General features: G+C 69.0%; 19 protein-coding genes. 5 read left to right on the top strand and 14 right to left on the bottom strand.

Annotated features, from left to right (window positions below; translation table 11 throughout):
* Nucleotides 1–26: 26 nt before the first annotated feature.
* Nucleotides 27–1265, bottom strand: a complete 1239-nt coding sequence (locus EJB06_RS24965) for an MgtC/SapB family protein (protein WP_126076734.1) — start codon at nucleotides 1263–1265, stop codon at nucleotides 27–29.
* Nucleotides 1266–1582: 317 nt separating this feature from the next.
* Here EJB06_RS24965 and EJB06_RS24960 point away from each other — a divergent pair, with 317 nt between their 5' ends.
* From EJB06_RS24960 to EJB06_RS24945, 4 genes are read left to right on the top strand one after another with little or no spacing between them, the layout of a single operon-like run.
* The gene (locus tag EJB06_RS24960; RefSeq protein ID WP_126076733.1) at nucleotides 1583–2419 is read left to right on the top strand and encodes a universal stress protein; all 837 of its coding nucleotides are present in this window, start codon (nucleotides 1583–1585) and stop codon (nucleotides 2417–2419) included.
* Entirely contained in the window at nucleotides 2416–3168 is a 753-nt protein-coding gene (locus EJB06_RS24955) for an ABC transporter ATP-binding protein (protein WP_126076732.1), read from the top strand. Before EJB06_RS24960 ends, EJB06_RS24955 begins: the two co-directional genes overlap by 4 nt.
* Before the next feature lie 22 nt (nucleotides 3169–3190).
* Nucleotides 3191–5563, top strand: coding sequence for an ABC transporter permease (locus tag EJB06_RS24950; RefSeq protein ID WP_126076731.1), 2373 nt, complete (start codon nucleotides 3191–3193; stop codon nucleotides 5561–5563).
* Nucleotide 5564: 1 nt separating this feature from the next.
* Nucleotides 5565–6785 carry an efflux RND transporter periplasmic adaptor subunit gene (locus EJB06_RS24945; protein ID WP_126076730.1) on the top strand — a complete coding sequence of 407 codons (1221 nt, stop codon included), beginning with the start codon at nucleotides 5565–5567 and terminating at the stop codon, nucleotides 6783–6785.
* A gap of 40 nt (nucleotides 6786–6825) precedes the next feature.
* Here the strand turns inward: EJB06_RS24945 and EJB06_RS24940 are convergent, their stop codons facing one another.
* The 13 genes from EJB06_RS24940 to nosZ form a co-directional block, all read right to left on the bottom strand.
* Complete coding sequence (locus tag EJB06_RS24940) at nucleotides 6826–9189, bottom strand: phosphoketolase family protein (RefSeq protein ID WP_126076729.1); 2364 nt, start codon at nucleotides 9187–9189, stop codon at nucleotides 6826–6828.
* Complete coding sequence (locus EJB06_RS24935; RefSeq protein ID WP_126076728.1) at nucleotides 9182–10390, bottom strand: acetate/propionate family kinase; 1209 nt, start codon at nucleotides 10388–10390, stop codon at nucleotides 9182–9184. Before EJB06_RS24935 ends, EJB06_RS24940 begins: the two co-directional genes overlap by 8 nt.
* 96 nt (nucleotides 10391–10486) lie before the next feature.
* Nucleotides 10487–12025: a thymidine phosphorylase family protein gene (locus EJB06_RS24930; RefSeq protein ID WP_229427274.1), complete on the bottom strand. Its 1539-nt coding sequence runs from the start codon at nucleotides 12023–12025 to the stop codon at nucleotides 10487–10489.
* The gene (locus EJB06_RS24925) at nucleotides 12022–13383 is read right to left on the bottom strand and encodes an MBL fold metallo-hydrolase RNA specificity domain-containing protein (RefSeq protein WP_126076726.1); all 1362 of its coding nucleotides are present in this window, start codon (nucleotides 13381–13383) and stop codon (nucleotides 12022–12024) included. Before EJB06_RS24925 ends, EJB06_RS24930 begins: the two co-directional genes overlap by 4 nt.
* A 197-nt stretch (nucleotides 13384–13580) precedes the next feature.
* Nucleotides 13581–14003: a hypothetical protein gene (locus tag EJB06_RS24920; protein WP_126076725.1), complete on the bottom strand. Its 423-nt coding sequence runs from the start codon at nucleotides 14001–14003 to the stop codon at nucleotides 13581–13583.
* A gap of 111 nt (nucleotides 14004–14114) precedes the next feature.
* A complete protein-coding gene (locus EJB06_RS24915; protein ID WP_126076724.1) occupies nucleotides 14115–15134 on the bottom strand; it encodes an FAD:protein FMN transferase in 1020 nt (339 codons plus the stop codon).
* Nucleotides 15135–15176: 42 nt separating this feature from the next.
* The gene (locus tag EJB06_RS24910) at nucleotides 15177–15608 is read right to left on the bottom strand and encodes a c-type cytochrome (protein ID WP_126076723.1); all 432 of its coding nucleotides are present in this window, start codon (nucleotides 15606–15608) and stop codon (nucleotides 15177–15179) included.
* A 32-nt stretch (nucleotides 15609–15640) separates the two neighbouring features.
* Nucleotides 15641–16150: a nitrous oxide reductase accessory protein NosL gene (locus tag EJB06_RS24905; RefSeq protein WP_126076722.1), complete on the bottom strand. Its 510-nt coding sequence runs from the start codon at nucleotides 16148–16150 to the stop codon at nucleotides 15641–15643.
* Complete coding sequence (locus EJB06_RS24900; RefSeq protein ID WP_198420910.1) at nucleotides 16135–16971, bottom strand: ABC transporter permease; 837 nt, start codon at nucleotides 16969–16971, stop codon at nucleotides 16135–16137. The genes EJB06_RS24905 and EJB06_RS24900 overlap by 16 nt, the downstream gene beginning before the upstream one ends.
* Complete coding sequence (locus tag EJB06_RS24895) at nucleotides 16955–17866, bottom strand: ABC transporter ATP-binding protein (RefSeq protein ID WP_126076721.1); 912 nt, start codon at nucleotides 17864–17866, stop codon at nucleotides 16955–16957. The genes EJB06_RS24900 and EJB06_RS24895 overlap by 17 nt, the downstream gene beginning before the upstream one ends.
* Complete coding sequence (locus EJB06_RS24890; protein WP_198420912.1) at nucleotides 17856–19112, bottom strand: nitrous oxide reductase family maturation protein NosD; 1257 nt, start codon at nucleotides 19110–19112, stop codon at nucleotides 17856–17858. The genes EJB06_RS24895 and EJB06_RS24890 overlap by 11 nt, the downstream gene beginning before the upstream one ends.
* Nucleotides 19112–21301 (bottom strand): 4Fe-4S binding protein, encoded by a 2190-nt coding sequence (locus tag EJB06_RS24885; protein WP_126076719.1) that lies wholly within the window; start codon nucleotides 21299–21301, stop codon nucleotides 19112–19114. Before EJB06_RS24885 ends, EJB06_RS24890 begins: the two co-directional genes overlap by 1 nt.
* Nucleotides 21302–21313: 12 nt before the next feature.
* Nucleotides 21314–23233 (bottom strand): TAT-dependent nitrous-oxide reductase, encoded by a 1920-nt coding sequence (gene nosZ, locus EJB06_RS24880; protein WP_126076718.1) that lies wholly within the window; start codon nucleotides 23231–23233, stop codon nucleotides 21314–21316.
* 369 nt (nucleotides 23234–23602) lie between these two features.
* Between nosZ and EJB06_RS24875 the strand changes: the two genes are divergently transcribed.
* Nucleotides 23603–24058 (top strand): DUF3592 domain-containing protein, encoded by a 456-nt coding sequence (locus tag EJB06_RS24875; protein WP_126076717.1) that lies wholly within the window; start codon nucleotides 23603–23605, stop codon nucleotides 24056–24058.
* The last annotated feature ends 8 nt before the right edge of the window (nucleotides 24059–24066 follow it).

Here is a 24066-nt window from a genome sequence, read left to right as displayed (position 1 = left end):
CGCGCGCGCTGTTCGTGCGCGGCGTGTCAGGGCGCCAGCAGCCAGAACGGCAGCCAGGCCGCCAGCAGCACCAGCAACAGGCCGGCATTGACGCGCAAGGCGAATTGCCAGCCGCCGGCCATGGCGCCGGCCGCCTTGCTGGCCATATTGGTCGTGATCGCGAGCAGCATGGCCAGCATGGCGGCACGCGGCGTGGCGCTGCCGCCGGCAAGCAGCGACAGGGCCGAGCCGGCGGCGGCATGCACGTCGAAGAAACCGGCCAGGGCGCTACCACTGAGCAGGGCGCCGCTGCCGAAGCTGGCATTCAGCCAGGCCAGCGCCGAGGTCGCCGCGCTGAGCAGCAGCGCGAACAGCGCCGCCTGGCGGATGTCGAACACCCTCCCCGGCGCCGGCAAGTAGGGACTGCCGCCGCGCTGCCCCGCCAGGCCGGCGGCGCCGACCGCCAGCGCCGCGCACAGCGCGCTTGCCAGCACCGGCGCCAGCTGGCGCAGATGGGCGGGCGCGACGGTGATGGCGACCACCCACAGCAGCACGAAGGTGGCGCTGTTCGACAGCAGGGCCGCCGCCACGCAGGCCTGGCGCAAGTCCGGCTCCTTGCGGCAGCGCGCGCCCATGGCGGTGGTGGTCGCCACGCTGGAGACGAAACCGGCCGCGAAGCCCGACATGGCCAGGCCCAGCCGCGCGCCGCTCAGGCGCAGGCCGATGTGCGCCGCCGCCTGGATGCCCATGATCAGGATCACCAGCGACCACAGGGTTGTCGGATTGACTCCCAGCAGCCAGGGGCTGCTGGCATCGGGCAGCAGGGGCCTGACCACCAGCGCCGCGGCGGCGAACAACAGGGCGTCGCGCAACTCGGGGCCGGTCAGGGTGGTGCGCGCGAAACGGTGCAGCGGGCTGCGCAGGTGCAGCAGCGCCGCCACGATCACCGCGGCGCCGGCCGCCACGCGCGGATTGTCGATCGCCGCGACACCGAGCAGGAAGCTCAGGAACAGGGCCAGCTCGGTGGTCACTCCCGGGTCGTCCGAACGGTCGCGCCAGTAGGCGGCCACGCTCAGGGCCGCCACCAGCATCGCGGCCACCAGCACCAGCGCGCCGCCCAGCGCTTGCGCCAGGGCGCCGATGAAGGACGCCAGCGCGAAGCTGCGCACGCCGGCATAGGCGCGCTTCGGACCGCTTCCCTTGCGCCGTTCGCGGTCGATGCCGATCAGGAGGCCGCAACCGGTGGCGACCGCCATCCCGGTCAGCGCCGCCGTCGTCAGCACCATGGGCAGCTCGGGCGATTGCTTGTTTTCATCGGCTTATCCTTGTTGTGAATGCCACGGTCGCGCGGGCCGCCGCGGCGCCATGGATCGATGCGCCACATCGATTGTACATTTGCATGTCGATTCGATCCACATCAGCAGGACGGGCCGAAGCAGTGCCAGGCGCAGCTGCGCGGCCAGCGGCGACGCGCGGGCGCATCGGCGCCGACATTTTTTGGCGACATTTTTTGATGACATTTTGATGCACATCATTTGCGCGCAGGGCGCGCAAGGCCTACATTGAACCCGATACCGATCCATCCACTCCCGCGGGGACCACCATGTACAAGACGATCCTGGTTCATGTCGACCACAGCGCGCGCAGCGCCCGCCGCAGCGAGGTCGCGGCCGCCCTGGCGCTCGACTACGATGCGCATCTGGTGGGGGCCGCCATGACGGGGCTGCCGGCCTTCCTGCTGGCGCCCGGCGCGGTGCGCGCCGGCGCGACGGTGGCCGGCCTGCCGGTGGCCGCGCTGCGCGCCGAGGCGAACCGCGCGCTCGACCTGTTCGAGGCGAACGCGCGCGCGGCCGGCGCGCCCGCCATCGAGCGGCGCTGCATCGACGACGAGCCCGGCATGGGCATGAGCATGCAGGGGCGCTATTGCGACCTGCTGGTGATCAGCCAGAGCGCGTCCGACGAATTCGCGCCGCGCCTGCGTTCGGACTTTCCCGACTATGTCGTGCTCAACGCCGTGCGCCCGGTACTGGTCCTGCCGGTGGCGTGGACCGGCAACAGCGTCGGACGGCGCATCACGGTGGCCTGGAACGCCAGCCCCGAAGCGGTCCGGGCGATCGTCAGCGCACTGCCCATGCTGCGGCGCGCGAGCCAGGTCGACCTGGTGCTGTTCGATCCCGCCGGCGAAGGCGAGCTGCACGGCGCCGAGCCGGGCGCCGACATCGCCCTGTACCTGGCGCGCCACGGGGTGGCGGTCGAGGTGACGGTGCAACAGGCCGGCGCCGACGAAGGCGCGGCGCTGCGCGCGTTTGGCGCCGCCAGGAATGCCGACCTGATCGTCATGGGCGCCTACGGCCGCTCGCGCTTGCGCGAGATCGTACTGGGCGGCATGACGCGCAGCATGCTGGCCGACTCGGCCATTCCGCTGTGGATGGCACATTGAGCCAGGTCAGCGCCAGCGCCGCCGGCGGCGGCGCCCAGGCGCCGCCGCTTCCCGTGTTCCGCATCCGCCGCCTGTGCAAGACCTACGGCGCCGGCGAGCTCGCGGTGCACGCCCTGCGCGACGTCGACCTGGAGATCGGGCACGGCGAATTCATCGTCCTGCTGGGCGCCTCCGGCAGCGGCAAGTCGACCCTGCTCAACATTCTCGGCGGCCTCGATACGGCCAGCGCGGGCCAGGTGCTGTTCGGCGACCAGGACCTCAGCGCCGCCGGCGAGGCCGACCTGACCGAGTACCGGCGCCGCCATGTCGGCTTCGTATTCCAGTTCTACAACCTGATTCCCAGCCTGACCGTGCTCGAAAACGTCGCCCTGGTGACCGATATCGCCAGCGCCCCGATGCAAGCCGGCGAAGCGGTCGCGATGGTCGGCCTGGCGCCCCGGCGCGACCACTTCCCGGCCCAGCTGTCCGGCGGCGAGCAGCAGCGCGTGGCGATCGCGCGCGCCATCGTCAAGCGCCCCGCCGTGCTGCTGTGCGACGAACCGACCGGCGCGCTCGACTATGCCACCGGCAAGCTGGTGCTCGAGGTCATCGAGCGCATCAACCGCGAGCTGGGCACCACCACGGTCGTGATCACCCACAATGCCGCCATCGCCGGCATGGCCGACCGCGTCGTCAGGCTGGGCGACGGCCGCATCCAGAGCGTGGAAGGCAATCTCCACAAGCTCGGCCCGGCGCAACTGGCATGGTAGCGCACCGCAGCGCCCGCGTCGCATGCGCATCCTGAACCGCAAACTGCTGCGCGACCTGCGCCGCATGTGGAGCCAGGCCCTGACCATCGCGCTGGTGGTGGCGAGCGGGGTCGGCGGCTTCATCACCAGCCTGTCCGCGGTCGATTCGCTGGAGCTGGCGCGCGACCGCTTCTACGCCTCCGCCCGCTTCGCCGACCTGTTCGCCGGCGTCAGGAACGCGCCCCTGGCGCTGGCGGCGCGGCTGCGCGAAGCGCCGGGCGTGGCCGACGTCCAGACCGGCATCGAACAGGTGGTGCGGATCGAGATCGGCGGCGTGAGCGAACCCCTGATCGGCCAGCTGATCGGGGTCGACCGGCGCCAGCCGCCGCGCATGAACCTGCTGTCGGTGGCCGCCGGCCGCCCCTTGCGCCAGGATGGCGCGCTGCGCGCGGACGCCGAGATCGAAGCGCTGGTCTCGGAAGCGTTCGCCCAGGCCCGCGCGCTGCGTCCCGGCGCGCGCCTGCGCGCGCTGATCAACGGCAAGCAGCGCACCCTGCTGGTGGTCGGCATCGCCCACAGCCCGGAATTCATCTTCGCCGGACTGTGGGGCATGCCCGACGCGCGCGGCTTCGGCGTGTTCTGGGTCGAGCGCGAGGTGCTGGCCGCGGCCTACGACATGGAAGGCGCATTCAACCGCGCCGCCTTCAGGCTGGCGCCCGGTGCGCCGGCGCAGCCGGCCATGGCCGCCATCGGCGCGGCCATCGCCGCCTACGGCGGGCGCGAGGTGATCGCGCGCGCCGATCAGGTATCGCACGCGATGCTGGACAACGAAATCGCGCAGCAACGCGTGATGGGCAGCATCCTGCCCGCCATCTTCCTGGGCGTGGCCGCCTTCCTGCTCAATGTCGTCGTCGCGCGCATGGTTGCAACCCAGCGCGAGCAGATCGCCACCCTGAAGGCGCTCGGCTACGCCAACGCCGCCATCGGCGCGCACTACCTCAAGTTCGTGCTGCTGGTGGTCGGCGCCGGACTGCTGCTGGGCATCCTGGCCGGCAAGCAGCTCGGCTACCTGCTCACCCGCCTGTACGCCGAGTCCTTCCATTTCCCCACCTTCGAGCACCGCATCGCGCCCGGCCTGCTGGTGCTGAGCGCGGCGATCGCCATCGTCACCGCCTGCGCCGGCACCCTGCACGCGATCGCCGCCAGCGCCCGCCTGGCGCCCGCCGAGGCCATGCGGGCACCGGCCCCGGCGCACTTTCGCCGCACCCTCCTCGAGCGGCTGGGGATCGCCACGGCCGGACCGGCCCTGCGCATGACCTTGCGCAACATGGACCGGCGCCCGGGGCGCACCGTGCTGGCCATCGCCGGGGTGGCCGCGGCGGTGGCCATCGTCATCATGGGCAATTTCTTCCGCGACGCCATCGCGGTCGTGATCGACAACCAGTTCACCCTCGGGCTGCGCGGCGACATCGTGATGTGGAGTACCGATCCGCTCGACGACAGCGTGCGCCTCGCGCTGGCGCGCCTGCCGGGCGTGCGCCGGGTCGAATCGCTGCGCTACGTCAGCGTCGCCATCGGCAACGCCCAGCGCAGCGAACGCACCATCCTGCGCGGCTACGCCGCCCGCCCGGAACTGTACCGCGTGATCGACATGGCGCAGCGCGAAACCCTGCTCGACGGGCGCGGGCTGGTACTCACCGACCGCCTGGCCGACAAGCTCGGCCTGCGGCCCGGCGACCTGGTCCGGATCGAGGTGCGCGAAGGCCGCCAGCGCACCCTGCTGGTGCCGCTGGGCGCCACCGTCGATGACATGCTCGGCCTGAATGCCTACATGGAGCGGCGCGCCCTGAACCGCCTGCTTTCCGAAGGCGACCTGAGCACCGGTTTCGTGCTGTCGGTCGACCCGGGGGCGCAAGCGCGCGTCCTGGAGGCGAGCAAGGCGATGCCGCGCCTGGCGGGCGCCTGGAGCAAGCACACCATGCTGGCCAACATGGAAGCGATCACCGCCCGCAACGTGCGCATCATGAGCGGCATCCTGACCACCTTCGCCGCCATCATCGCGGTCGGCGTGGTGTACAACAATGCCCGCATCGCCCTGTCCGAGCGCGCCTGGGAACTGGCCAGCCTGCGCGTGCTCGGCTTCACCCGCGCCGAAGTGTCGGCCATGCTGCTCGGCGAGATGGCGATCGTGATCGCGCTGGCCCTGCCGCTCGGCATGCTGCTGGGACGGGGGCTGGTGGGCCTGATCGCCGAACTGATGAAGTCCGACCAGCTGCATTTTCCGCTTGTCATCCAGGCCAGCACCTACGCCTGGGCTGCGCTGGCCGTGCTCGCCACTGGCGTGGCCAGCGCACTGGTGGTGCGGCGCCATATCGACAACCTCAAGCTGGTCGACGTCCTGAAAACCCGGGAGTAACATGATTCCACGACGCCATATCGTTACAGCAGCAACGGCGGCCGCCCTGGCCGCCGCGCTGGCATGGGCCCTGGCCCCGCGCCCGGTCGCGGTGGAAACCGCGGCGGCGGCGAGCGGGCGCTTCGAAAGCGCGATCGAAGAGGACGGCAAGACCCGCCTGGTGGACCAGTACCTGGTATCGGCGCCGCTGGCCGGCGAGCTGGCGCGGATCGCCCTGCGCGAAGGCGACCAGGTGGCCGCCGGCGCCGTGGTGGCGCAGCTGCGCCCGGCGCGCGCGCCCCTGCTCGACGAACGCACGCGCCGCCAGCAGCAGGCCCGGCTGGCGGCGGCAGAAGCCCAGGTCGGGGCCGCCGGCGCCGCGCTCGAGCGCGCCGGAATCGTCCTGCGCCAGGCGCAGCGCGATGTGTTGCGCACCGAGCAGCTGGGGCGGGCCGGCTTCGTGGCGGCGAGCCGCCTCGACAGCGAGCGCCTGGCGGCCCAGGCGGCGCAGCAGGAAAGGGACAGCGCGGCGGCGCAGCGCCGGATCGCGCTGCACGAAGCCGAGCAGGCGCGCGCGGCCCTGGACGCCGGGGCGGGCCGGGACGGCGGCGCCGTCCACCCGGTGCGCGCTCCGGTCGGCGGGCGCGTGCTGCGCGTGATCCAGGCCAGCGAAGCGGTCGTCGCGCTCGGCGCGCCGCTGCTCGAACTGGGCGACCCGGACCGGCTCGAAGTGGTGGCCGACCTGCTCACTGCCGACGCCGTCCTGGCCCGTCCGGGCACGCCGGTGCGCATCGACCGCTGGGGCGGCCCGCCGCTGGACGGCCGGGTGCGGCGCGTCGAGCCGGCCGCCTTCACCAAGGTCTCGGCGCTCGGGGTCGAGGAACAGCGGGTGCGGGTCCTGATCGACCTGGCCGGCGCCGGCGCCCGCGGCGCCGGCCTGGGCGTTGCCTACCGGGTCAACGTGCGCATCGTCACGACCAGCCTGGAAAATGTGCGCAAGGTGCCGGTCAGCGCCGTGTTCCCGCTCCCGGGAAAAAGCGGCGCCGACAATGCCGGCATGGGCGCCTACCTGGTGCGCGACGGCCGCGCGCACCTGACGCCGCTGCGCCTGGGCGGGCGCAACGAGGCCGAGGCCTGGGTGCGCGACGGCCTGGCCGAGGGCGCGCAGGTGATCGTCTACCCGCCGGCCCAGCTGCGCGACGGCGCCAGGGTCCAGGTGCGCGAGGTGGCCCGGCCGCGCTAGAGAGCGGGCGAGGCAGCATCGCCGTTCGCCCGCCCACCGCTCAGGGCCCGGCCCCCTTCCAGCGCCACGCCAGGATCTCCGGCAGGTCGATGCCGTACTGCTCGATGTGGCGCCGGTGCGCGTCCAGCCTGGCGGCCACGAACTGGCGCGCGGCCGCGCGCGCGGGGGCCAGCGCCGGCACCCGCTCGACGACGGCGGCGAACAGGCGGAAGCGGTCGATGCCGTTGAGCACCGTCATGTCGAAGGGGGTGGTGGTGCTGCCCTCCTCGCGGAAACCGTGCACGTGCAGATTGGCATGGTTGCTGCGGCGGTAGGTGAGCCGGTGGATCAGCGCCGGATAGCCGTGGTAGGCGAACACCACCGGCTTGTCGACAGTAAACAGGGCGTCGAACGCCGGGTCCGGCAAACCGTGCGGATGGGCGTGCGGCGGCTGCAGGGTCATCAGGTCGACCACATTGATCACGCGCAGCTTGAGGTCCGCGAAATGCTCGTACAGCAATTGCGCCGCCGCCAGCGCTTCGAGCGTGGGCACGTCGCCGGCGCAGGCCAGCACCGCGTCCGGCTCATGCGCGCCGGCGCTGCCGGCCCACTCCCAGACCCCGATCCCGCGCGCGCAATGCGCGCTGGCGGCGGCCATGTCGAGCCATTGCTCGGCCGGCTGCTTGCCGGCCACGATCACATTGATCCGGTTGCGGCTGCGCAGGCAATGGTCGGTCACGGCCAGCAGGGTGTTGGCGTCGGGCGGCAGGTAGACCCGCACGATCTCGGCCTTCTTGTTGAGCACATGGTCGATGAAGCCGGGATCCTGGTGGCTGGCGCCGTTGTGGTCCTGGCGCCAGACGTGCGAGGAGAGCAGGTAGTTGAGCGAGGCCACCGGACGGCGCCAGGCGATGGCGGCGGCCGCCTTGAGCCACTTGGCGTGCTGGTTGACCATCGAGTCGACGATGTGGATAAAGGCTTCGTAGCAGGAAAACATGCCGTGCCGCCCGCTCAGCAGATAGCCTTCGAGCCAGCCCTGGCACTGGTGTTCGCTCAGCATTTCCATCACGCGTCCGTCGGCGGCGATGTGCTCGTCGCCCGGCAGGATCTCGGCCACCGAACAGCGCTGGCTCACCTCCAGCACGGCATCCCAGCGGTTGGAGGTGGTTTCGTCGGGGCTGAACAGGCGGAAGTTGTGCATGTTGGCGCGCATCACCTCGCGCAGGTACTGGCCCTGCACCCGGGTCGACTCGGCGCGCAGCGCGCCCGGCGCGCCCACGTCGAGGGCGAACTGCGCCGGATCGGGCAGCACCAGATCGCGCAGCAGCGCGCCGCCGTTGGCGCTCGGGTTGGCGCTCATGCGGCGCGTGCCGGACGGCGCCAGCGCGCGCAGCGCCGCGCGCGGCGCGCCGGCCTCGTCGAACAGCTCGGCGGGGGCATAGCTGCGCAGCCACGTGTCGAGCAAGGCCAGGTGCCCGTCCCGCTCCATGGCGCCGATCGGCACCTGGTGCGCGCGCCAGGTGCCCTCGTTCGGCTTGCCGTCGACCTCGCGCGGGCCGGTCCAGCCTTTGGGCGAGCGCAGCACGATCATCGGCCAGCGCGGCCGGCCGCCGAAGCCGGCGCTGCGCGCCTCGGCCTGGATGGCGCGGATGCGCGCCAGTACCGTGTCGAGCGTGTCGGCCATCAGGCGGTGCATGGCGCGCGGATCGTCGCCCTCGACGAAGAACGGCTCGTAGCCGTAGCCCGTCATGAGCGCGGCCAGTTCCGCGCGCGGGATGCGCGCCAGCACGGTCGGACCGGCGATCTTGTAGCCGTTCAGGTGCAGGATCGGCAGCACCGCCCCGTCGTGCACCGGGTTGAGGAATTTGTTCGCGTGCCAGCTGGTCGCCAGCGGCCCCGTTTCGGCTTCGCCGTCGCCCACCACGCAGGCCACGATCAGGCCCGGATTGTCGAAGGCCGCGCCGAAGGCGTGCGCCAGCGAGTAGCCCAGTTCGCCGCCCTCGTGGATCGAGCCCGGCGTTTCCGGCGCCACATGGCTGGGAATGCCGCCCGGGAAGGAAAACTGCTTGAACAGGCGCCGCATGCCGTCCGCATCCTGGCCGATGGCCGGATACACCTCGCTGTAGGTGCCGTCGAGCCAGGCGTTGGCGACCAGCCCGGGACCGCCGTGGCCGGGACCGGCCACATACAGCACCGACACGTCGTGCGCGACGATGGCGCGGTTCAGGTGCGCATAGAGGAAGTTCAGGCCGGGCGTGGTGCCCCAGTGCCCGAGCAGGCGCGGCTTCAGGTGGGCCGGCGCCAGCGCCTCGCGCAGCAGCGGATTGTCGAGCAGGTAGATCTGTCCGGCCGAGAGGTAGTTGGCGGCCCGCCACCAGGCGTCGACCGCATCGAGGGTGGCCGCGCTGGCGGCGGCCTCAGTCATGCCGGCGCTCCCCGCGCGCGCCCAGCCAGGCGCGCGCTTCGGCCGCCAGCATCGCCTCTTCGTCGGTGCGCATCACGCGCACCTCGACCCTGGACGAGGGTGCCGAGACGAGCGCCGCGCCGGCCTCGTTGGCGCCGGCGTCGAGCGCCACGCCCAGGTGCGACAGGCCGGCGCACACGCGCGCGCGCACCTCGGGGGCGTGCTCGCCCACCCCGCCGGCGAAAATCAGGGTGTCCACGCCATCGATGGCGCCCGCCATGGCGCAGATGGTCTTGCGCGCCTGGTAGCAGAACATGGCGACCGCCTCGGCGGCGCGGCTGTCGCGCCCCTGGCTGGCGAGCAGTTCGCGCAGGTCGGCGCTGCTGCCGGACACGCCGAGCAGGCCGGACTGGTGATGGACCATGTGGTTGAAGGCGGCTTGGCTCATCTGTTCTGTGCGCGCCAGCTGCCAGGCCAGGCCGGGATCGAGGTCGCCCGAGCGTTGTCCCATCATCATGCCGCCGGCCGGCGTCAGGCCCATGCTGGTATCGCGGCTGAGCCCATGCTCGACGGCGGTCACGCTGGCGCCGCCGCCCAGGTGGGCGATCAGCACCTTGCCGGCCGCCGCCTGCGGCCCTGCCACGCGCGCCAGTTGCTCGATCAGCCAGGCGCAGGACAGGCCATGGAAGCCATGGCGCCGGATGCCGAGCGCCTGGTAGCGGTGCGGAATCGGCAGCGTGGCGGCTTCGGCCGGCATGCTGGCGTGAAAGGCGCTGTCGCAACAGGCCAGGTGCGCGCTGCCCGGGTAATGGCGCCGCAAGAGCTCGATCAGGCGCAGTTCCTGCGGCAGGTGCCCGGGCTCGCTGGACACGGTCGCGAACAGCTCGGCCAGCATGGCCGCGTCGATGGCCCGCACCGGCGCCGCGCCCGGCACACCGTGGACCACCCGGTGCGCGATCGCCGCCGGCCCCGGTGCGGGCAGGCGCCCGGGCAGCCAGTCGGCCAGCACGTTCACCGCGGTGACGTGCTCGGGGATGGGGAAATGGCGGGTGAAGCTGGCGGCGCCGTCCTGCACGGCAAAGGCGCTGTGCCCGCCGCCGATGCCGCTGAGCGCGCCCCGGAACACCGGCTCGCCGGCCGGGTCGGACGGGAACAGGGCGAACTTGATGCTGGACGAGCCGGCATTGATTGCCAACAAATTGGCGGTGGCGGGGATAGGCATGGTGCTCCTCGGTTCGATCGGTACGGCGGCACGGTGGCGCGGGTGCCGGCTTGCCCCATCATAGGACGGAAGGTTTTCCCGATTCCTTGATACAAATCAAATACGCGCGGACCGGCCCGCGCCTGGCGACCCGGGCCGCCCGATGCGCACCAGCTGCGCTTGCGATTGTGCATAGGCAATGGCATAAGCGAGCTCGCCGGGGGATTCCGCATGCACGGTCAGCAGCGCCTGGCCGGCGTCCACCGCGCTCCCCAGCCGCACATGCAGTTCCAGCCCGGCCGCCGGCGCGGCCGGCGCCCCGGCCAGCTTGGCCAGTTGCGCCACGCGGCCATTGTCGATGGCGAGCACGCGCCCGCCGTGGGCGGCCGCCAGCACCTCGGTGTAGCGGGCCTGCGGCGGCGTGCGCATCCCGCCCTGGGCCGCGCAGATGGCCTGGAACTTGCGCCAGGCCGCGCCGCCGGCCAGCACCGATTCGGCCAGCGCCAGGCCCTGCCCCGGACCGGCCTTGCCGCCCATTTCCAGCACCATCGCGGCCAGCAGCAGGGCGCGCTGGCGCAAGTCGGCCGGCGCCGCCGGGTCGCCTTGCAGCACCGCCAGCACGTCGCGCGCTTCCAGCGCCGGGCCGATCCCGCGCCCGACCGGCTGCGCGCCGTCGCTGGCGAGCGTGGCCACGCTCAGGCCGAGCGCCGCGCCGACGCCGGCCAGGCGCGCCGCCAGCCTGGCCGCCGCCTGCGCCGAGCGCACCTTGGCCGTGGGGCCGACCGGGATATCGATCAGCACATGGCTCGCACCGGCGGCAATCTTTTTCGACAGTACCGACGCCACCAGCAAGCCTTCGCTGTCGAGGCCGAGCGGACGCTCGACCCGGATCAGGCGGTCGTCGGCCGGGCTCAGCGAGACCGCCCCGCCCCAGGCGATGCATCCACCCTCGCGCTCCACCACGGCCTTCATCATGGCCAGGTCGAGCGCGACCGGCGCCAGCGTTTCCATCACGTCGGCCGAGCCGGCCGGCGAGGTGATGGCGCGCGACGAGGTCTTGGGGATGAGCAAGCCGCAGGCGGCGACGATCGGCACCACCAGCAAGGTGGTGCGGTTGCCGGGCAAGCCGCCGACGCAATGCTTGTCGACCACGACCGGGCGGTTCCAGTGCAATTGCTGCCCGGCCGCGCTCATGGCGCGGGTCAGGCCGGTCGCTTCGGCCAGGTCCATGCGCCTGCCGGCGCAGGCCGCGATGAAGGCGGCCGTGTCGATATCGGCATAGCGGCCGGCGCAGATGTCGCCCACGATGGCGGCGGCCGCCTGCGCGCCGAGGCGCGCGCCGAGGAGCTTGGCCCGGACGGCGGCGAGCGAGTGCGGCGAATCCGCATGGGCCAGCTCCACCGCCTGGCCCGGAAGAACGCCCAGCGCGGCCCAGGCCGTCTCCGAGAGGCCGACCTCGCCCTCCTCCAGCAAGGCCGACAGCACCACGTTGACGGTGGCGACCAGGTCCCGCGCGCCGCAGCGCAGTGCGATGCGCGCGCGCGTGCCGAAGCCTTCCGAACGGCACACCGCGCAGTCCGCGCGCAGGTAGGCCACATGCTCGCCGCTGGTGTCGATGCCCAGCCGCCTGGCATGGAGGACGGCGGGCGGCCTCACGCCAGGGTCGCTTCGTCGAGGTAGGCCGGCACCTCGCACGGCCAGCCGAGTTCCTGCCCGATGCGGCGCCGCAAGGCCTCGGCCGCGGCGCTCTCGCCGTGGGTGATGAAGGTGCGCCCCGGCGCGCGCCCGAACCGGGAAAGCCAGCCGATCAGCTCATCGCCGTCGGCATGCGCCGACAGGTTGGCGATCTGCTCGACCCGGGCGCGCAAGGGCACGTACTGGCCATGGATCTTGATCGACTCGGCGCCGGCCAGCATCTGCGCGCCGCGCGTGCCGCCGGCCTGGAAGCCCGCGAACAGGATGGTATTGCGCGGATCGGGGGCGAAGGCCTTCAAGTGGTGCAAGACCCGGCCCCCGGTGGCCATGCCGCTGGCGGCCACGATGACCATCGGCACCTGGCGCTCGTTGAGGGCGATCGATTCCTCCACGCTGTTGACGATGGTGGCGGCGCGGCGCATCGCGAAGCACGCGTCATGGCTGAGACGATGGCTGTGCAGGTGCTTCTGGTACAGCGCGGTGGCATCGGCCGCCATCGGACTGTTCAGATAGACGGGCAGATGGGCCGGGATCGCGCCTTGCTGCTTGAGGCGATGGAGGTCGTACAGCAGCGACTGCGCGCGCCCGACCGCGAACGAGGGGATGATGGTGACGCCGCCCCGGGCCGCGGTGTCGCGGATGGTCTTGCCGAGCAGGAGCAGCGGATCGGCCGGGTCGTGCCGCTTGTCGCCGTAGGTCGACTCGACCACCAGGAAATCGGCCTCGGCGATGGCCGCCGGCGCCAGCATGACCGGGTCGTCGGGACGCCCGAGGTCGCCCGAAAACACGATGCTCTTCCCGGCGCAGCGCACCGAGACGATGGCCGCGCCCAGGATGTGGCCGGCCAGCGCCAGTTGCCCGCGCATGTCGCCGGCGATGGCAAACGGCGTGTCGAACGGCACCGGCGAGAACTGGCGCAGCGCGCGCACCGCGTCGGCTTCCGAATACAGGGGCAAGGCCGGCGCATGTTTGGAAAAGCCGTGGCGGTTCGCGTAGTTGGCTTCCTCTTCCTGCAGGTGCCCGCTGTCGGGCAAGAGGATCTTGCACAGGTCGAAGGTGGCCGCACTGCAGAAAATCTTGCCGGTAAAGCCATTCTTGACCAGCAGCGGCAGGTAACCGCTATGGTCCAGGTGCGCGTGGGTGAGCACCACGGCGTCGATCTCGGACGGAGGGACCGGAAACGGATGCCGGTTGCGTAGACGCAGCTCCTTGTGCCCCTGGAACAAGCCGCAATCGACCAGAATACGGTGGCTGCCGGCGGTGAGCAGATACTTCGAACCGGTCACCGTGCCGGTAGCGCCAAGAAATTTCAGTTTCATCACAGACCTTTCCAGAGTGGATACTGGAATATCGGTGAGTTAGCGAGTAAATACCTTGACGTAAATCAAAATTGACTGGATTCACTGTGGTAGGCGCGGCGGCGCAAGAGGCCGCCGCCGCGCCGTGCGGCCGCAGGCGGCCGCCCACACGCTTACCGTCCACACGCTTAGCGTCGACACGCTTACCGTCCCCACACTCACTTCAGCAGGATCGCCTTGCGGTACGGGGCCATCGGCGGCGGCGGGAACTGCACGCCGGCGTAGGCGCTGCGGAAGCACGCGGCCTTGGCGTTCTCGACATCGGTCATGGTCTTGGTGACCTTGCCGGCGGCGTCGAGCACCAGCACGATGGTGACCGGATACTTCGACTTCGGATGGCAATTGCCCTTCTGGTCGAGTTTGCGCTCGTTGTTGAAGGCGATCGACTCGTTTTCGTACTTGGTCGCCTTGGCGTTCGGGAACTGGGCGTCGAACTTGGACATCTCGGCCGCAAAATCCGGGTTCTTCGGCGACGGCGCTTCCACCGCGTTCGGGTCGGCCTGCTGGGTGCCGGTGGTTTCGCAACCTGCCATCAGCACTGCGGCGCACAGCATGGAAATTTTGATCAAGTGTTTAGGCAAGTCGTTCTCCGGTAGTGATAGTGAAATCAACAAGGCTGGTCCAGCACATGTTGTCGAATCGCTATTCTATCCGCAAGTAATTATTTTCTCCTTTTGATTCCTGCGCGGAAACTATTTCGATGCAGCCAGCCGCGCCTGCATGGCCGCCGTCGTGTGCACCTTGCCTTGCGCGTCGATCAGCAGGACTTCGGACAAGCCCATCTGCGCGGCCATGGCTTGCCAGCCGGCCGGGCCGGTGATGAACATCGGTTTCGAGTTGCCGTCCGAGCGCAAGCCGGCATCGGTCCCGCCCGCCGTGACGATGGTGACCGAGGCCACCAGGTCGATCGGATAGCCGCTGCGCGGGTCGATGATATGCGGGTGGCGCTTGCCGTCTTTCATGAAGTAGCGCTGGTAGTCGCCGCTGGTGCCGATCGCCTCGTTGTCGCGCAGGCTGACCCGGGCCAGCGCGCCGGCCGCGCGCGGGTCCTTGATGCCGACCCGCCACGGGCGCTGGCCCGGCTGGCCGATGGCGATCAGGTTGCCGCCCACGTCGACCAGCGCCGCCTCCACCCCGCCCCGGCGCAGGATGTGCGCGGCGCGGTCGAGCGCGTAACCCTTGGCGTAACCGCCCAGGTCGATCATGACCGCCGTGTTGGTGCTGCTGATCGTCGTGCCCCGGTAGCGCAGGTCCGACAGGCGCGGCCGCGCATCGAGCCAGCGCCGGATCTCGGCCGCCGGCGGCGCCTGGGGCGCGATGTCGCTGCTCTGGAATCCCCACAGCCGGATCAGGCGTCCGATGGCCGGATTGAACAGGTTGCCGGAGCGCTCGGCCACCACGGTCGCCGATTGCAGCAGGGCCACCATCTCGGCATCGGCGGCGAACGGCTGGCCGCGCGCGATGGCGTCGTTGAGCGCCGTGAGCATGCTCGGCTGCCAGGCGTGGTATTTATGGTGCAGGCGGTCGAATTCGTTCAGTACCTCGCCGCTGAGGGCGGCGGCGCGTTCGGGCGAACCGCCGTAGATGCTGATCTCGACCCTGGTGCCGAACACGTGGCCGCTCGTGCGGTGCACCGCGGCCTGGCGCTGGCAGGCGGCCAGCGCCAGGAGGCACAGGGCCGCCAGGATCAGCGTGGGTTGAAAGGTGCGCATGGCGCTCTCCTGTGACAGGCGGCGGCGCCGCCCGGGTGCACTCTACTGCGCCTTGCTGACCATGAAGTTGACCACCGACTTGATTTCCTCATCCTTGAGGGCGGCGTTGCCACCGCGCGGCGGCATCATGTTCAAGCCATTCGTGGCGCTGGTGTACAGCGCGTCCATGCCCTTGCCGATACGCGGGGTCCAGGACGGCTTGTCGCCCAGCTTGGGCGCGCCCATGACCGCGGCGGCGTGGCAGGAAGCGCACGAAGCGGCATAGATTTTTTCGCCGGCGGCCAGTTCGGCCGCATCCGGCGCGGGGGCAGCGGGCGCCGCCGGCGAGGGCGCAGGCGCAGGCGCAGGCGCCGCTGCGGGAGCGGGCGCCGCCGCGCTCGGGCCGGATGGCGCGGCATCGGTGGCGGGCGCCTTTTCGCCGCAGGCCGCCAGCGCGGCAACGATCAACAGGGATAGCAAGGTCGAGCTTTTCATGATGTTCTTCCAGTGGTTGAGAAAACGGCCAATCAATGGCGCATGTCGCCGGCGGCATGGCCCGTGTCGAGCATGGCCACCGTGATCTGGCTGTAGGGCAGCACCTTGCCGCCCTCGGTCTTGGCAAAGGCGGCCGCCTGCGCCGGATCGGAAAAGGACGCGAAGGTCGGCCCCATCGAGCCCTGCTTCTTGCTGCCGACCACATACAGCGCATCCCTGGCGGCAATCCAGGCGCCGCTCGGCTTGTCCCACGCGGTCTTGCCCATGTCCTGCACGAACACGCCGGCGATGCGCCGCCTGTGCTCGGGCTGGAGCACGACCGTGAACAGCTCCATCAGGTCGCAGTAAAAGTCGGCCTTGCCTTCGGCGTACTGGATCTGCGCCTTGGGGCCGGGAAAGTCGAGCAGCACCATGCCGTCCAGCGCGCAGGCGGTGTCGGCCACCGGCTCCTGCGCGCTGGCGCTCAGGGCAGGCTCGCTGCACGCGGCCAGCAGGCTGGCGGCGGCCAGCGCCGCCAGCAGGCGGCTCATCTTGAGGGACATTTGAATCTCCAGTTGGCAAGTAAGAAAGGAAGCACGACCCACGCGGCCATGATCGACAGCAGCACCGCCGGCTCGAGCAGGCCGTCCGGCATCACGGTCGCCAGTCCGTACAGGCTCTGCGCTTGCTCCGAACTGAAGATATTGAGCAGACGGAACACATCGGCGGGATTGAGCATCAGCAGCGCGGCGAAGGTGTTGCTGCCCAGGCGGCCCTGGCTGAGCACCAGCGCGCCCATCAGCAGCAGGTCGAAGATCAGCACGAAAAAGAACCACAGGCCGATCGCCGCGCCGCTGGCGCGCACGCGGTCGAGCGCGATGACCGACACCAGCATCGAGATGCTGAGGAAGGCCATGCCCATCAGAATCGCGCTGCCGACGAAGCCGGCGTAGTGGTAGCCGTCGCGCACGGTCAGTTCGGCCGCCAGCGGCAGCAGGCCGGCGCCGAAGCCGAGCACGGTGGAACTGGCGAGCGCGGCCGACAAGCCGCAGTACTTGCCCAGCAAAATCTCGAAGCGGGTGATCGGCATCGACAGCATCAGTTCCAGCGACCCGCGCTCGCGTTCGCCGACGATGGCGTCGTAGCCGAGGATCAGGGCGATCAGCGGCACCAGGTAGATCACCAGGCTGACCAGGCTGGCGACCGTGACGTCGATGCTGCGAAAGCCGACCTCGCCCTGCTGGGACGCGCCGAAGTAGGCGATCGCCAGCGCGAACAGGGCGAAGATCAGGGCCACCGCCAGCACCCAGCGGTTGCGGATGCGGTCGCGGAATTCCTTGGCCGCGATCACGCGCACCTGGCCCCACTCAATGCGCGCGTGCATGATGGCCTCCATAGCCGAGAAACAGGTCTTCCAGCGACGGTTCGCGGATGCTCACGTCAAGCAGCATCGGCGCCAGCGCGGCGACGACCTGCGCCTTGAGCGCGGCGGCGCAGGCGATGGTGGCATGTTCGCCGTCGAGGATGATGGTCACGCCCGCCAGATGCGCCAGCGCCGGCCCGACCTTGTCGGCGCCACCGGGCGGCAGGCGCACCTCGATGTGCGAGGGCAGCACCTGGCGCGAGCGCAAGTCGGCCAGGGTGCCGAGCGCGGCCACCTTGCCCGCATCGAGGATGACCAGGCGGTCGACCCGGTCCTGGATGTCGGCCAAAATATGCGAGGTAATCACGATGGTGGCGCCGCGCCCCTGCGCTTCGTGCAGGATGCCGTAGAAGTCGGCAATGCCTTCCGGATCGAGTCCGTTGGTCGGCTCGTCCAGGAAGATCAGTTCCGGGTCGCCCAGCAGCACCTGGGCAAAGCCGAGCCGCTGGCGCATGCCCTTGGAATAGGTGTGCAGGCGGCGCGAGGCGGCGTGCGCCAGGCCGACCCGGCGCAGCACCCTGCCGCATTCGGCGCGCGCCACCTGCTTGAGGTCGGCGAACAGTTGCAGCACTTCCAGGCCGCTGAGGTTGTCGTAGCTGACGAAGCTCTCGGGCAGGTAGCCGATGCGGCGCCGCACCTGGCGAAATTGCGCGCTGGACGTCGGCACGCCGTTCATGCGCACCGCGCCGGCGCTGGCCGGCAGCAGGCCGAGCATCAGCTTGAACAGGGTGCTCTTGCCGGCGCCGTTGTGGCCGATCAGGCCGAACATCTCGCCTTGGCCGATGGTCAGGCTGACGTTGCGGATCGCCTCGACCGCGCCGAAGGATTTGCTCACGGCATCAAGTTCAATGGACATGTTTGTCGCGCCAGAAGTGCCACTCGGGATTGTTGGGCCGCATGCGCGGATGCTTGTCGACCACGCTGGGCGCGCGCAGCACGGGGAACTGGCGCGCCACGAAACGCAGGGTGCTCACGGACGGGCTGGTCAAGAGCAGCTTGACCAGCGGGTATTGCCAGTTGAGGCGGTCGACCATGTCGTTCGCTTCGTAGGGCAGGTCGCCGGCGCCGTCGCCGCCCTGGTCCCAGCCGTTGTAGCCGCTCCAGTAGTTGCCGCGCGTGCGGCCCCATGCGACATCGCGCGAGGCGACGAACTTGACCGCTTCTTCGTTGCCGATGAAGTCGTTGCCATCGACCGCGTTGTTGGCCGATCCGGCCGACAGGTGCACGCCGGTACGGTTGTTGATGACCACGTTGTTGCGCAGCACGTTGTACTCGGCGTCGTAGATGAAGAAGCCGCGTCCGTTGGCAGCGACGACATTGTTTTCGATCACAGAATCCTGGATGGTGCGCAGCATGATGCCGTGGTCCTCGTTGCCCCACGCCACGTTGTTACGCACCACCAGCTCGCGCACTTCCATCAGGGCCAGCCCGCCGCGGTTCTGGTAGGACTCGTTGTTTTCCCAGGTGCTGTGGTTGGTGTTCATATAGTGGGTGCCGTAGCGCAGGTGGTGGATCTTGTTGCCGCGAAACAGAGCATGGCGCGACAGGTCGACGTAGATGCCGTCGCGCGCGTAGCTGATGTTGTTGTCGATCACGTCCACATGGGCGCTGTTGTAGACCTGGATGCCGTTGCCGCGCGCCGCCGATTGCAGGTCGCGCTTGCCGGTGATGGTGTTGCCGCTGAGGGTGGAATGGTCCGATTTGTCCAGGTAGACGCCGAACAGGGTGTAGCTGAGCACGCAGTTGCGCAGCACGAAGCGATGCGAACCGGGCAGCACGTACACGCCGGCGTTCTGGCGGTCGAGGTCGCTGCCGCTGTCGCGCAGGATCAGGCCGTCGATGGTGACGCCGCTGCTGGCGACCCGGATCACGTCGCCGCTGTTCCGGGCGCTGATGGTGGGACGGTCCTGGCCGCGCAGGGTGAGCGGCTTGTCGATCAGCAGCCGCTCCTTGTAGTGGCCGCGCGCGACCAGGACCGTATCGCCGGCCGAGGCCGCACGCACGGCCGCGCCGATCGACTCGCCGGCGCGCACCTGCAGCACGGCGGCGCTGGCCGCGCCGGCGCACAGGGCCAGCAGCGCGGCGGCAACGGCGCGGACCATCATGGCTGGTCCCCGCTTGACTGCGCCGCCTTGGCCTTGAGCGCACCGCGCACCGAGTCGAGGGAAATGAAATAGCCGGTTGCGTCGATCGGCGTCAGCGCATCGCCATTCCTTTCGCGCAGCTTGCGTTCCTTGACCAGCGGCGGGCAGGCATGGTCGTCGTAGTACAGGATCATGCAGTCGAGGCACAGCATGCATTCCATCTGGTCGATGCGGCCGGCGCTGTCGATCGCGTGCGAGCCGCAGCCGGCGGCGCAGGCGTGGCAGGTCCGGCACTCGGCCTTGCGCTTGAGTCCGAACAGGCGGAACTTGCCGGGAATCGCGAGGCCGGCGCCGAGCGGGCACAGGTACTTGCAGTACGGCCGTTCGCTCAGGAAGGACCAGCCGAGGATGGCCCCGATAAACACCCAGAACGGCCAAGTGCGGTTCCACACGCCGACGATGAAGGTGGTCTTGAAGGGTTCGACCTCGGCCAGTTGTTCGGCCATCTCCATGGAGTAGAAGGACACGCCCAGCAACACGGCGAAGATCGCGTACTTGATCCACTTGAGCTTGTCGTGCAGGGGCTTGGGCAGCAGCTTCTGGAAGCGCGCCAGGCCGAGCGCCTTGCCGAGGCTGAGCGCCAGTTGCTGGAGCGAGCCGAACGGGCACAGCCAGCCGCAGAACACGCCCCTGCCCCACACCAGCACGCTGACGATGATGAACCACCAGAACAGGAAGATGAAGGGATCGGAGAGGAACAGTTCCCACTTCCACTGGTGCAGCAGGGAATGGAACCAGGTCAGCACCTGGGTGATGCTGGGCTGGGCCTTGAGGTAAAAGCCGAGGAACAGCACGCTGACCAGCCACAGCACATGGCGCGGGCGCGCAATCCACGGCTTGTGCTTGCGCTTCGAGGCGCGCACCAGCTTGTCGCGCTGCGAATACATGACGGCGGTAAAGGCCAGCACCAGCAGGAACAGTACGATCTGGACGGTCCTGCTTTTCCAGACGGCGCGCCAGGCGGCCTCGGGCTCGACAATGTGCGGACGCCCGCCTTCCATATAGCGCGCCGGCAGCCAGTAGCGGGCATTGAAGTGGACGAAGGTCTTGGCGCCGCTCTGCGGGTCGGCCTTGTTGGCAAGAAAAGTCAGCTGCCACGGCCAGGCGGGATTGAAGTTGGCCGAGCGCACGATGAACACCGCCGACTCGGTGTACGCCGGCGCGCCGGGCGCGTGCACGCCGTACAGGTTCAGGTAATCGGTATCGCGGAAGGTGAAGCTCTGCGGATCCTGGCGCACCTGGATGCGGTCGTAGATGCCGCCGCGCACGAATCCCGAGCCCTTGAACGAGGCTTCGCCGTTGGCGATGACAAAAATGGCTTGCTCGTCCGGCTTGAGCTCGGCCATCAGGCGCTTGTAGACCGGCTCGCCCAGCAGGCTGATGCCCACCGTGGGCACGTTCAGGTGGCCGAAATACATGTCGATGTAGCTGGCCTCGCCCGCCAGCCCCACATCCTTGCGCCGCAGGGAGAAGCGCACCACGCTGCCTTCGTCCAGCAATTGCTGCCAGCTCAGGCGCTCGTCGAGCGCCGTGTAGCGCGGCGCCGGCCGCACTTCGCCCTTGAAGATGCCGACCTGGCGCCCGATCTCCCAGGCGCTGCGCGAGATGACCTGGTTTTCGGCGATGACGGTCACGGTGGCGCCGCTGATCGCGTCCAGCCCCACCGTGCCGCTGGCTTCGTCGCCATGGCCGATGTCGAGCTTGGCGTCGCCGGACTTGCCGATGTACTGGTCGATGAACTTGAGCAGCGTGGATTCGTCGATCCCCGCCAGCAGAATGGGTTCGGAGTGCTTCAGCACGCGCACCCCGGTGATGATGCCGCGCGTATCCATGCCGATCAGGGTAACGATGGGCTTGCCCGAATACGCGGGAATGTCGACCACGTCGGTCGACAGGAATACATAGCCGACCACGCGCTCGGCCTTGTCCGCCGCGACCGCGATGGCCTCGACATAGCTGGGATTGCCTTTGCGCACAGAGAATTTCTGCGCCTGCGGCATCACGTCGCGGCACGGCGCCTCGGCGCACAGGTCGGGGCCGCGCAGCAGCTGTTCCGACAACTCGGCCGAATAGACCGATGCGCGCGCCGGCCCTGCCGCCAGTAATAACAGGGCAAACAGACGCAGGAAGATGGCAAGGGCGCGCATGGGAGGCCTTTGTTACGCTTCGACCAGCAGGCGGCTGCGCATTTCCAGGTGCAGCGCGTGGCAGAAGTGGGTGCAGTAGATCCAGTAGGCACCGGCCCTGTCGGTCTTGAAGGTCACCGACTTGGTTTCCTGCGGATTGACGATGAAGTTGATGTTATGCGTCGGAATCGCGCAACCGTGGGTCAGGTCTTCCACCTTGTCGTAGTTGGTCAGCGTCAGGGTCACTTCGTCGCCGACCTTGACCTTGATCACCGGCATGCTGAACGACGGCGCCTGCGACATCATCCGCACCTGCACCTTGTTGCCCTTGCGCTCGATGCCGGCGGTTTCCGGCGTGACCGCGTTCGGGAAGTCCGTCATGCTGTGGATCTGGCGCGTCTTGACCACGTCGCGGCGCACGATGATGCCGTCGTGCGGCTCCGGATAGGCCGTGTGGTCGGCCATCAGGCTCATCTTGGCGCCGCTGATGTCGATCAGCTGTTCGGTTTCGCAGTGCAGCGGCCCGACCGGCAGGAAACGGTCTTTCGAGAACTTGTTACCCGAGTTGAAATACTTGCCGTCCGCTTCCCTGGTCTCGCCCATCGAGGAGTAGCCGTGGCCCGGCTGGTAATGCACGTCGATGCGGTCGAGCACCACCTTGGCCGCCTTGTCGCCCTTGAACTGGGCAATCGACGCGTCCACATTCCATTTGACGACCTGGCTGTCGAGGAACAGCGAGGTGAAGGCATTGCCCTTGCCGTCGAAGGCCGTGTGCAAGGGTCCCAGGCCCAGTTCCGGCTCGGCCACCACGCAGTCGCGCGGCTGCTTGACCTCGCCGCCGAACCAGCCCAGCACTTTGCTCAGTTCGATCACGGTCGCGGTCGGCGACAGCTTGCCGGCGCAGACGAAATACTTTCCGTCCGGGCTGGCGTTGACGCCGTGCGGGTTCTTACCGACCGGCACGTAGCAAGTCAGGGCGGTGGCGGGATCGGCGTTGGCGGCCTTGCGGCCATCGACCACGGGCACCTTGGAGGCGCCGATGGTGCCGGCCTTGCCATCCTTGATGGCTTGCTCGATGCGGGCCACGTTGAAGAACACGCAGGCATCGCGCTCGGCCGACATCATCCCCGCCAGGTCGGCGCCGCCCTCGGTGTTGTACTGGGTGGCGGCGGCCAGCTTGCCGTCGTAGGACGACGCGACCAGCTCCATGTTGCCGTCCACGCGGCACTGCCAGCGCACTTCCATGCTGGCGGCGTCGACGCAGGTGAACAGGCAGCCCCATTTGGTCGGATCGTCCAGGTCGCGCCCGTCGTTCGGCAGCGGCATGTGGAATTCGGTGCCGCAGAAGACGCGCGTGGTGTAGTTGATGGCGGCGTCGACCGGGTCGCGCTTGTCCGGGAAGATGCCGTGGAAGCCCATCACGTTCGGCAGGCTGGTGATCTTGTCGCACTCCATCGTATCCATGCGGATGCGGGCCAGGCGCGCGTTGATCTTGTCGTTGACGAACAGCCAGCGGCTGTCGTAGGTGCCGTCCTTGTAGCTGCCGTGCACGTGGTGGGTGTCGCCGGTGGTGTACAGCAGGCTGCCATCGGGCTTGGTGCCCAGGATCGCCTTCGATTCGTTGGTGATGCCCCAGCCGACCATGCAGTCGGTATTGAAGACCGGGATGCGTTTCAGGGTGCGGCCCGACGGCAGGCCCAGCACGCGCACTTCGCCGCCGTGGCCGGCGCTGATGAAGGCGTAATAGGCATCGAGCTGGCCTGGCTTGATGTGTTCGCCGGTATCGGCGGCCTTGGCGGGCGCGGCGGCCTTGCCCGGCGCGGCTTCCTCCTTGCATCCGCTCAGTCCGATGGTGGCGCCTGCGGTGACCAGGCCCGCCAGGGCGCTCTTGCCGAGGAAATCGCGGCGGCTGCCGGTGGCGGGGATGGTCGTTTCTGGGCTGTTCTTCTTCATGTTGTTTACTCTCCGGTTCGGGTTCAATCGCCCGGGGACCTCGACAAACCGTTGCGAGCGGTGCAGGTTTCATCAGAGAAGCGCAGCCGTACGACGGTACGGTGAGCATCGCATGGCGAAAATGGCGCCGCGCAGTAGCTTGGTCGAGGTCCCCGGAACGCGTCGACCGATGGGGACACCTATGCCGACCGAATGAGTGTAGAGACCGGACTGGACAATGCCTATGGGCAAGAAGGTCGAACGGGGAGGGAAAAAGATGTAGGCGGACTAGGCCGTTATGCATATGGCGCTTCCTGGCGCACAGGCGTAGGGACAGCCGCAGACTGTCCCTCAAGGCAATGTTATGATGTTAATTAATACTCAACAGGGATGACGATCGATATGCTGTCCAGTTACAAACCAGCCAACACGCCAAGCGGGCATTGGATCGGCGGGATCGTCATCTTTTTGCTGTCGCTCTGCCTGTTCTTGTGGAGCGCCGTATCCGTACAACATGCCTTCGATTTTATCGCATCGACCTCGCGCGCGCATGGCGTCGTCGTTCGCCAGACTGCGGGCAAGCATCATGTCGATATACGGTTCAGTACAGCAAAAGGGGAAGTGGTCGAATACGGCCAGAATGGACTGATCTCCTACCAGGCCGGCGAGAAGGTCACGGTGCTGTACCATGCGGACAATCCGCGCAAGCACCCCAGTACGGATGCCTTTGGCGCCGTCTGGGGAGGCGTCGTGACGCTGTTTATCGTCGGGTGCTTTACCTCGATCCTGGCATGGCTGACGGTATTCAAGCCGCATCTGATCCACATTACCGGCTTCGACGGCTGATCGAGACA

The organism is Massilia atriviolacea (assembly GCF_003953935.1).
Taxonomy (GTDB): domain Bacteria; phylum Pseudomonadota; class Gammaproteobacteria; order Burkholderiales; family Burkholderiaceae_D; genus Telluria_A; species Telluria_A atriviolacea.
The sequence above is the reverse complement of the archived record's forward strand: the minus strand, read 5'-3'. Positions and strand labels throughout refer to the sequence as shown.

Excerpts from the sequence above, each read along its gene's own strand:
- EJB06_RS24965 (WP_126076734.1), bottom strand. The coding sequence starts at position 1,265 with ATGGTGCTGACGACGGCGGCGCTGACCGGGATGGCGGTCGCCACCGGT.
- EJB06_RS24960 (WP_126076733.1), top strand. The coding sequence starts at position 1,583 with ATGTACAAGACGATCCTGGTTCATGTCGACCACAGCGCGCGCAGCGCC.
- EJB06_RS24950 (WP_126076731.1), top strand. The coding sequence starts at position 3,191 with ATGCGCATCCTGAACCGCAAACTGCTGCGCGACCTGCGCCGCATGTGG.
- EJB06_RS24945 (WP_126076730.1), top strand. The coding sequence starts at position 5,565 with ATGATTCCACGACGCCATATCGTTACAGCAGCAACGGCGGCCGCCCTG.
- EJB06_RS24940 (WP_126076729.1), bottom strand. The coding sequence starts at position 9,189 with ATGACTGAGGCCGCCGCCAGCGCGGCCACCCTCGATGCGGTCGACGCC.
- EJB06_RS24935 (WP_126076728.1), bottom strand. The coding sequence starts at position 10,390 with ATGCCTATCCCCGCCACCGCCAATTTGTTGGCAATCAATGCCGGCTCG.
- EJB06_RS24925 (WP_126076726.1), bottom strand. The coding sequence starts at position 13,383 with ATGAAACTGAAATTTCTTGGCGCTACCGGCACGGTGACCGGTTCGAAG.
- EJB06_RS24915 (WP_126076724.1), bottom strand. The coding sequence starts at position 15,134 with ATGCGCACCTTTCAACCCACGCTGATCCTGGCGGCCCTGTGCCTCCTG.
- EJB06_RS24910 (WP_126076723.1), bottom strand. The coding sequence starts at position 15,608 with ATGAAAAGCTCGACCTTGCTATCCCTGTTGATCGTTGCCGCGCTGGCG.
- EJB06_RS24905 (WP_126076722.1), bottom strand. The coding sequence starts at position 16,150 with ATGTCCCTCAAGATGAGCCGCCTGCTGGCGGCGCTGGCCGCCGCCAGC.
- EJB06_RS24900 (WP_198420910.1), bottom strand. The coding sequence starts at position 16,971 with ATGCACGCGCGCATTGAGTGGGGCCAGGTGCGCGTGATCGCGGCCAAG.
- EJB06_RS24895 (WP_126076721.1), bottom strand. The coding sequence starts at position 17,866 with ATGTCCATTGAACTTGATGCCGTGAGCAAATCCTTCGGCGCGGTCGAG.
- EJB06_RS24890 (WP_198420912.1), bottom strand. The coding sequence starts at position 19,112 with ATGGTCCGCGCCGTTGCCGCCGCGCTGCTGGCCCTGTGCGCCGGCGCG.
- EJB06_RS24885 (WP_126076719.1), bottom strand. The coding sequence starts at position 21,301 with ATGCGCGCCCTTGCCATCTTCCTGCGTCTGTTTGCCCTGTTATTACTG.
- nosZ (WP_126076718.1), bottom strand. The coding sequence starts at position 23,233 with ATGAAGAAGAACAGCCCAGAAACGACCATCCCCGCCACCGGCAGCCGC.
- EJB06_RS24875 (WP_126076717.1), top strand. The coding sequence starts at position 23,603 with ATGACGATCGATATGCTGTCCAGTTACAAACCAGCCAACACGCCAAGC.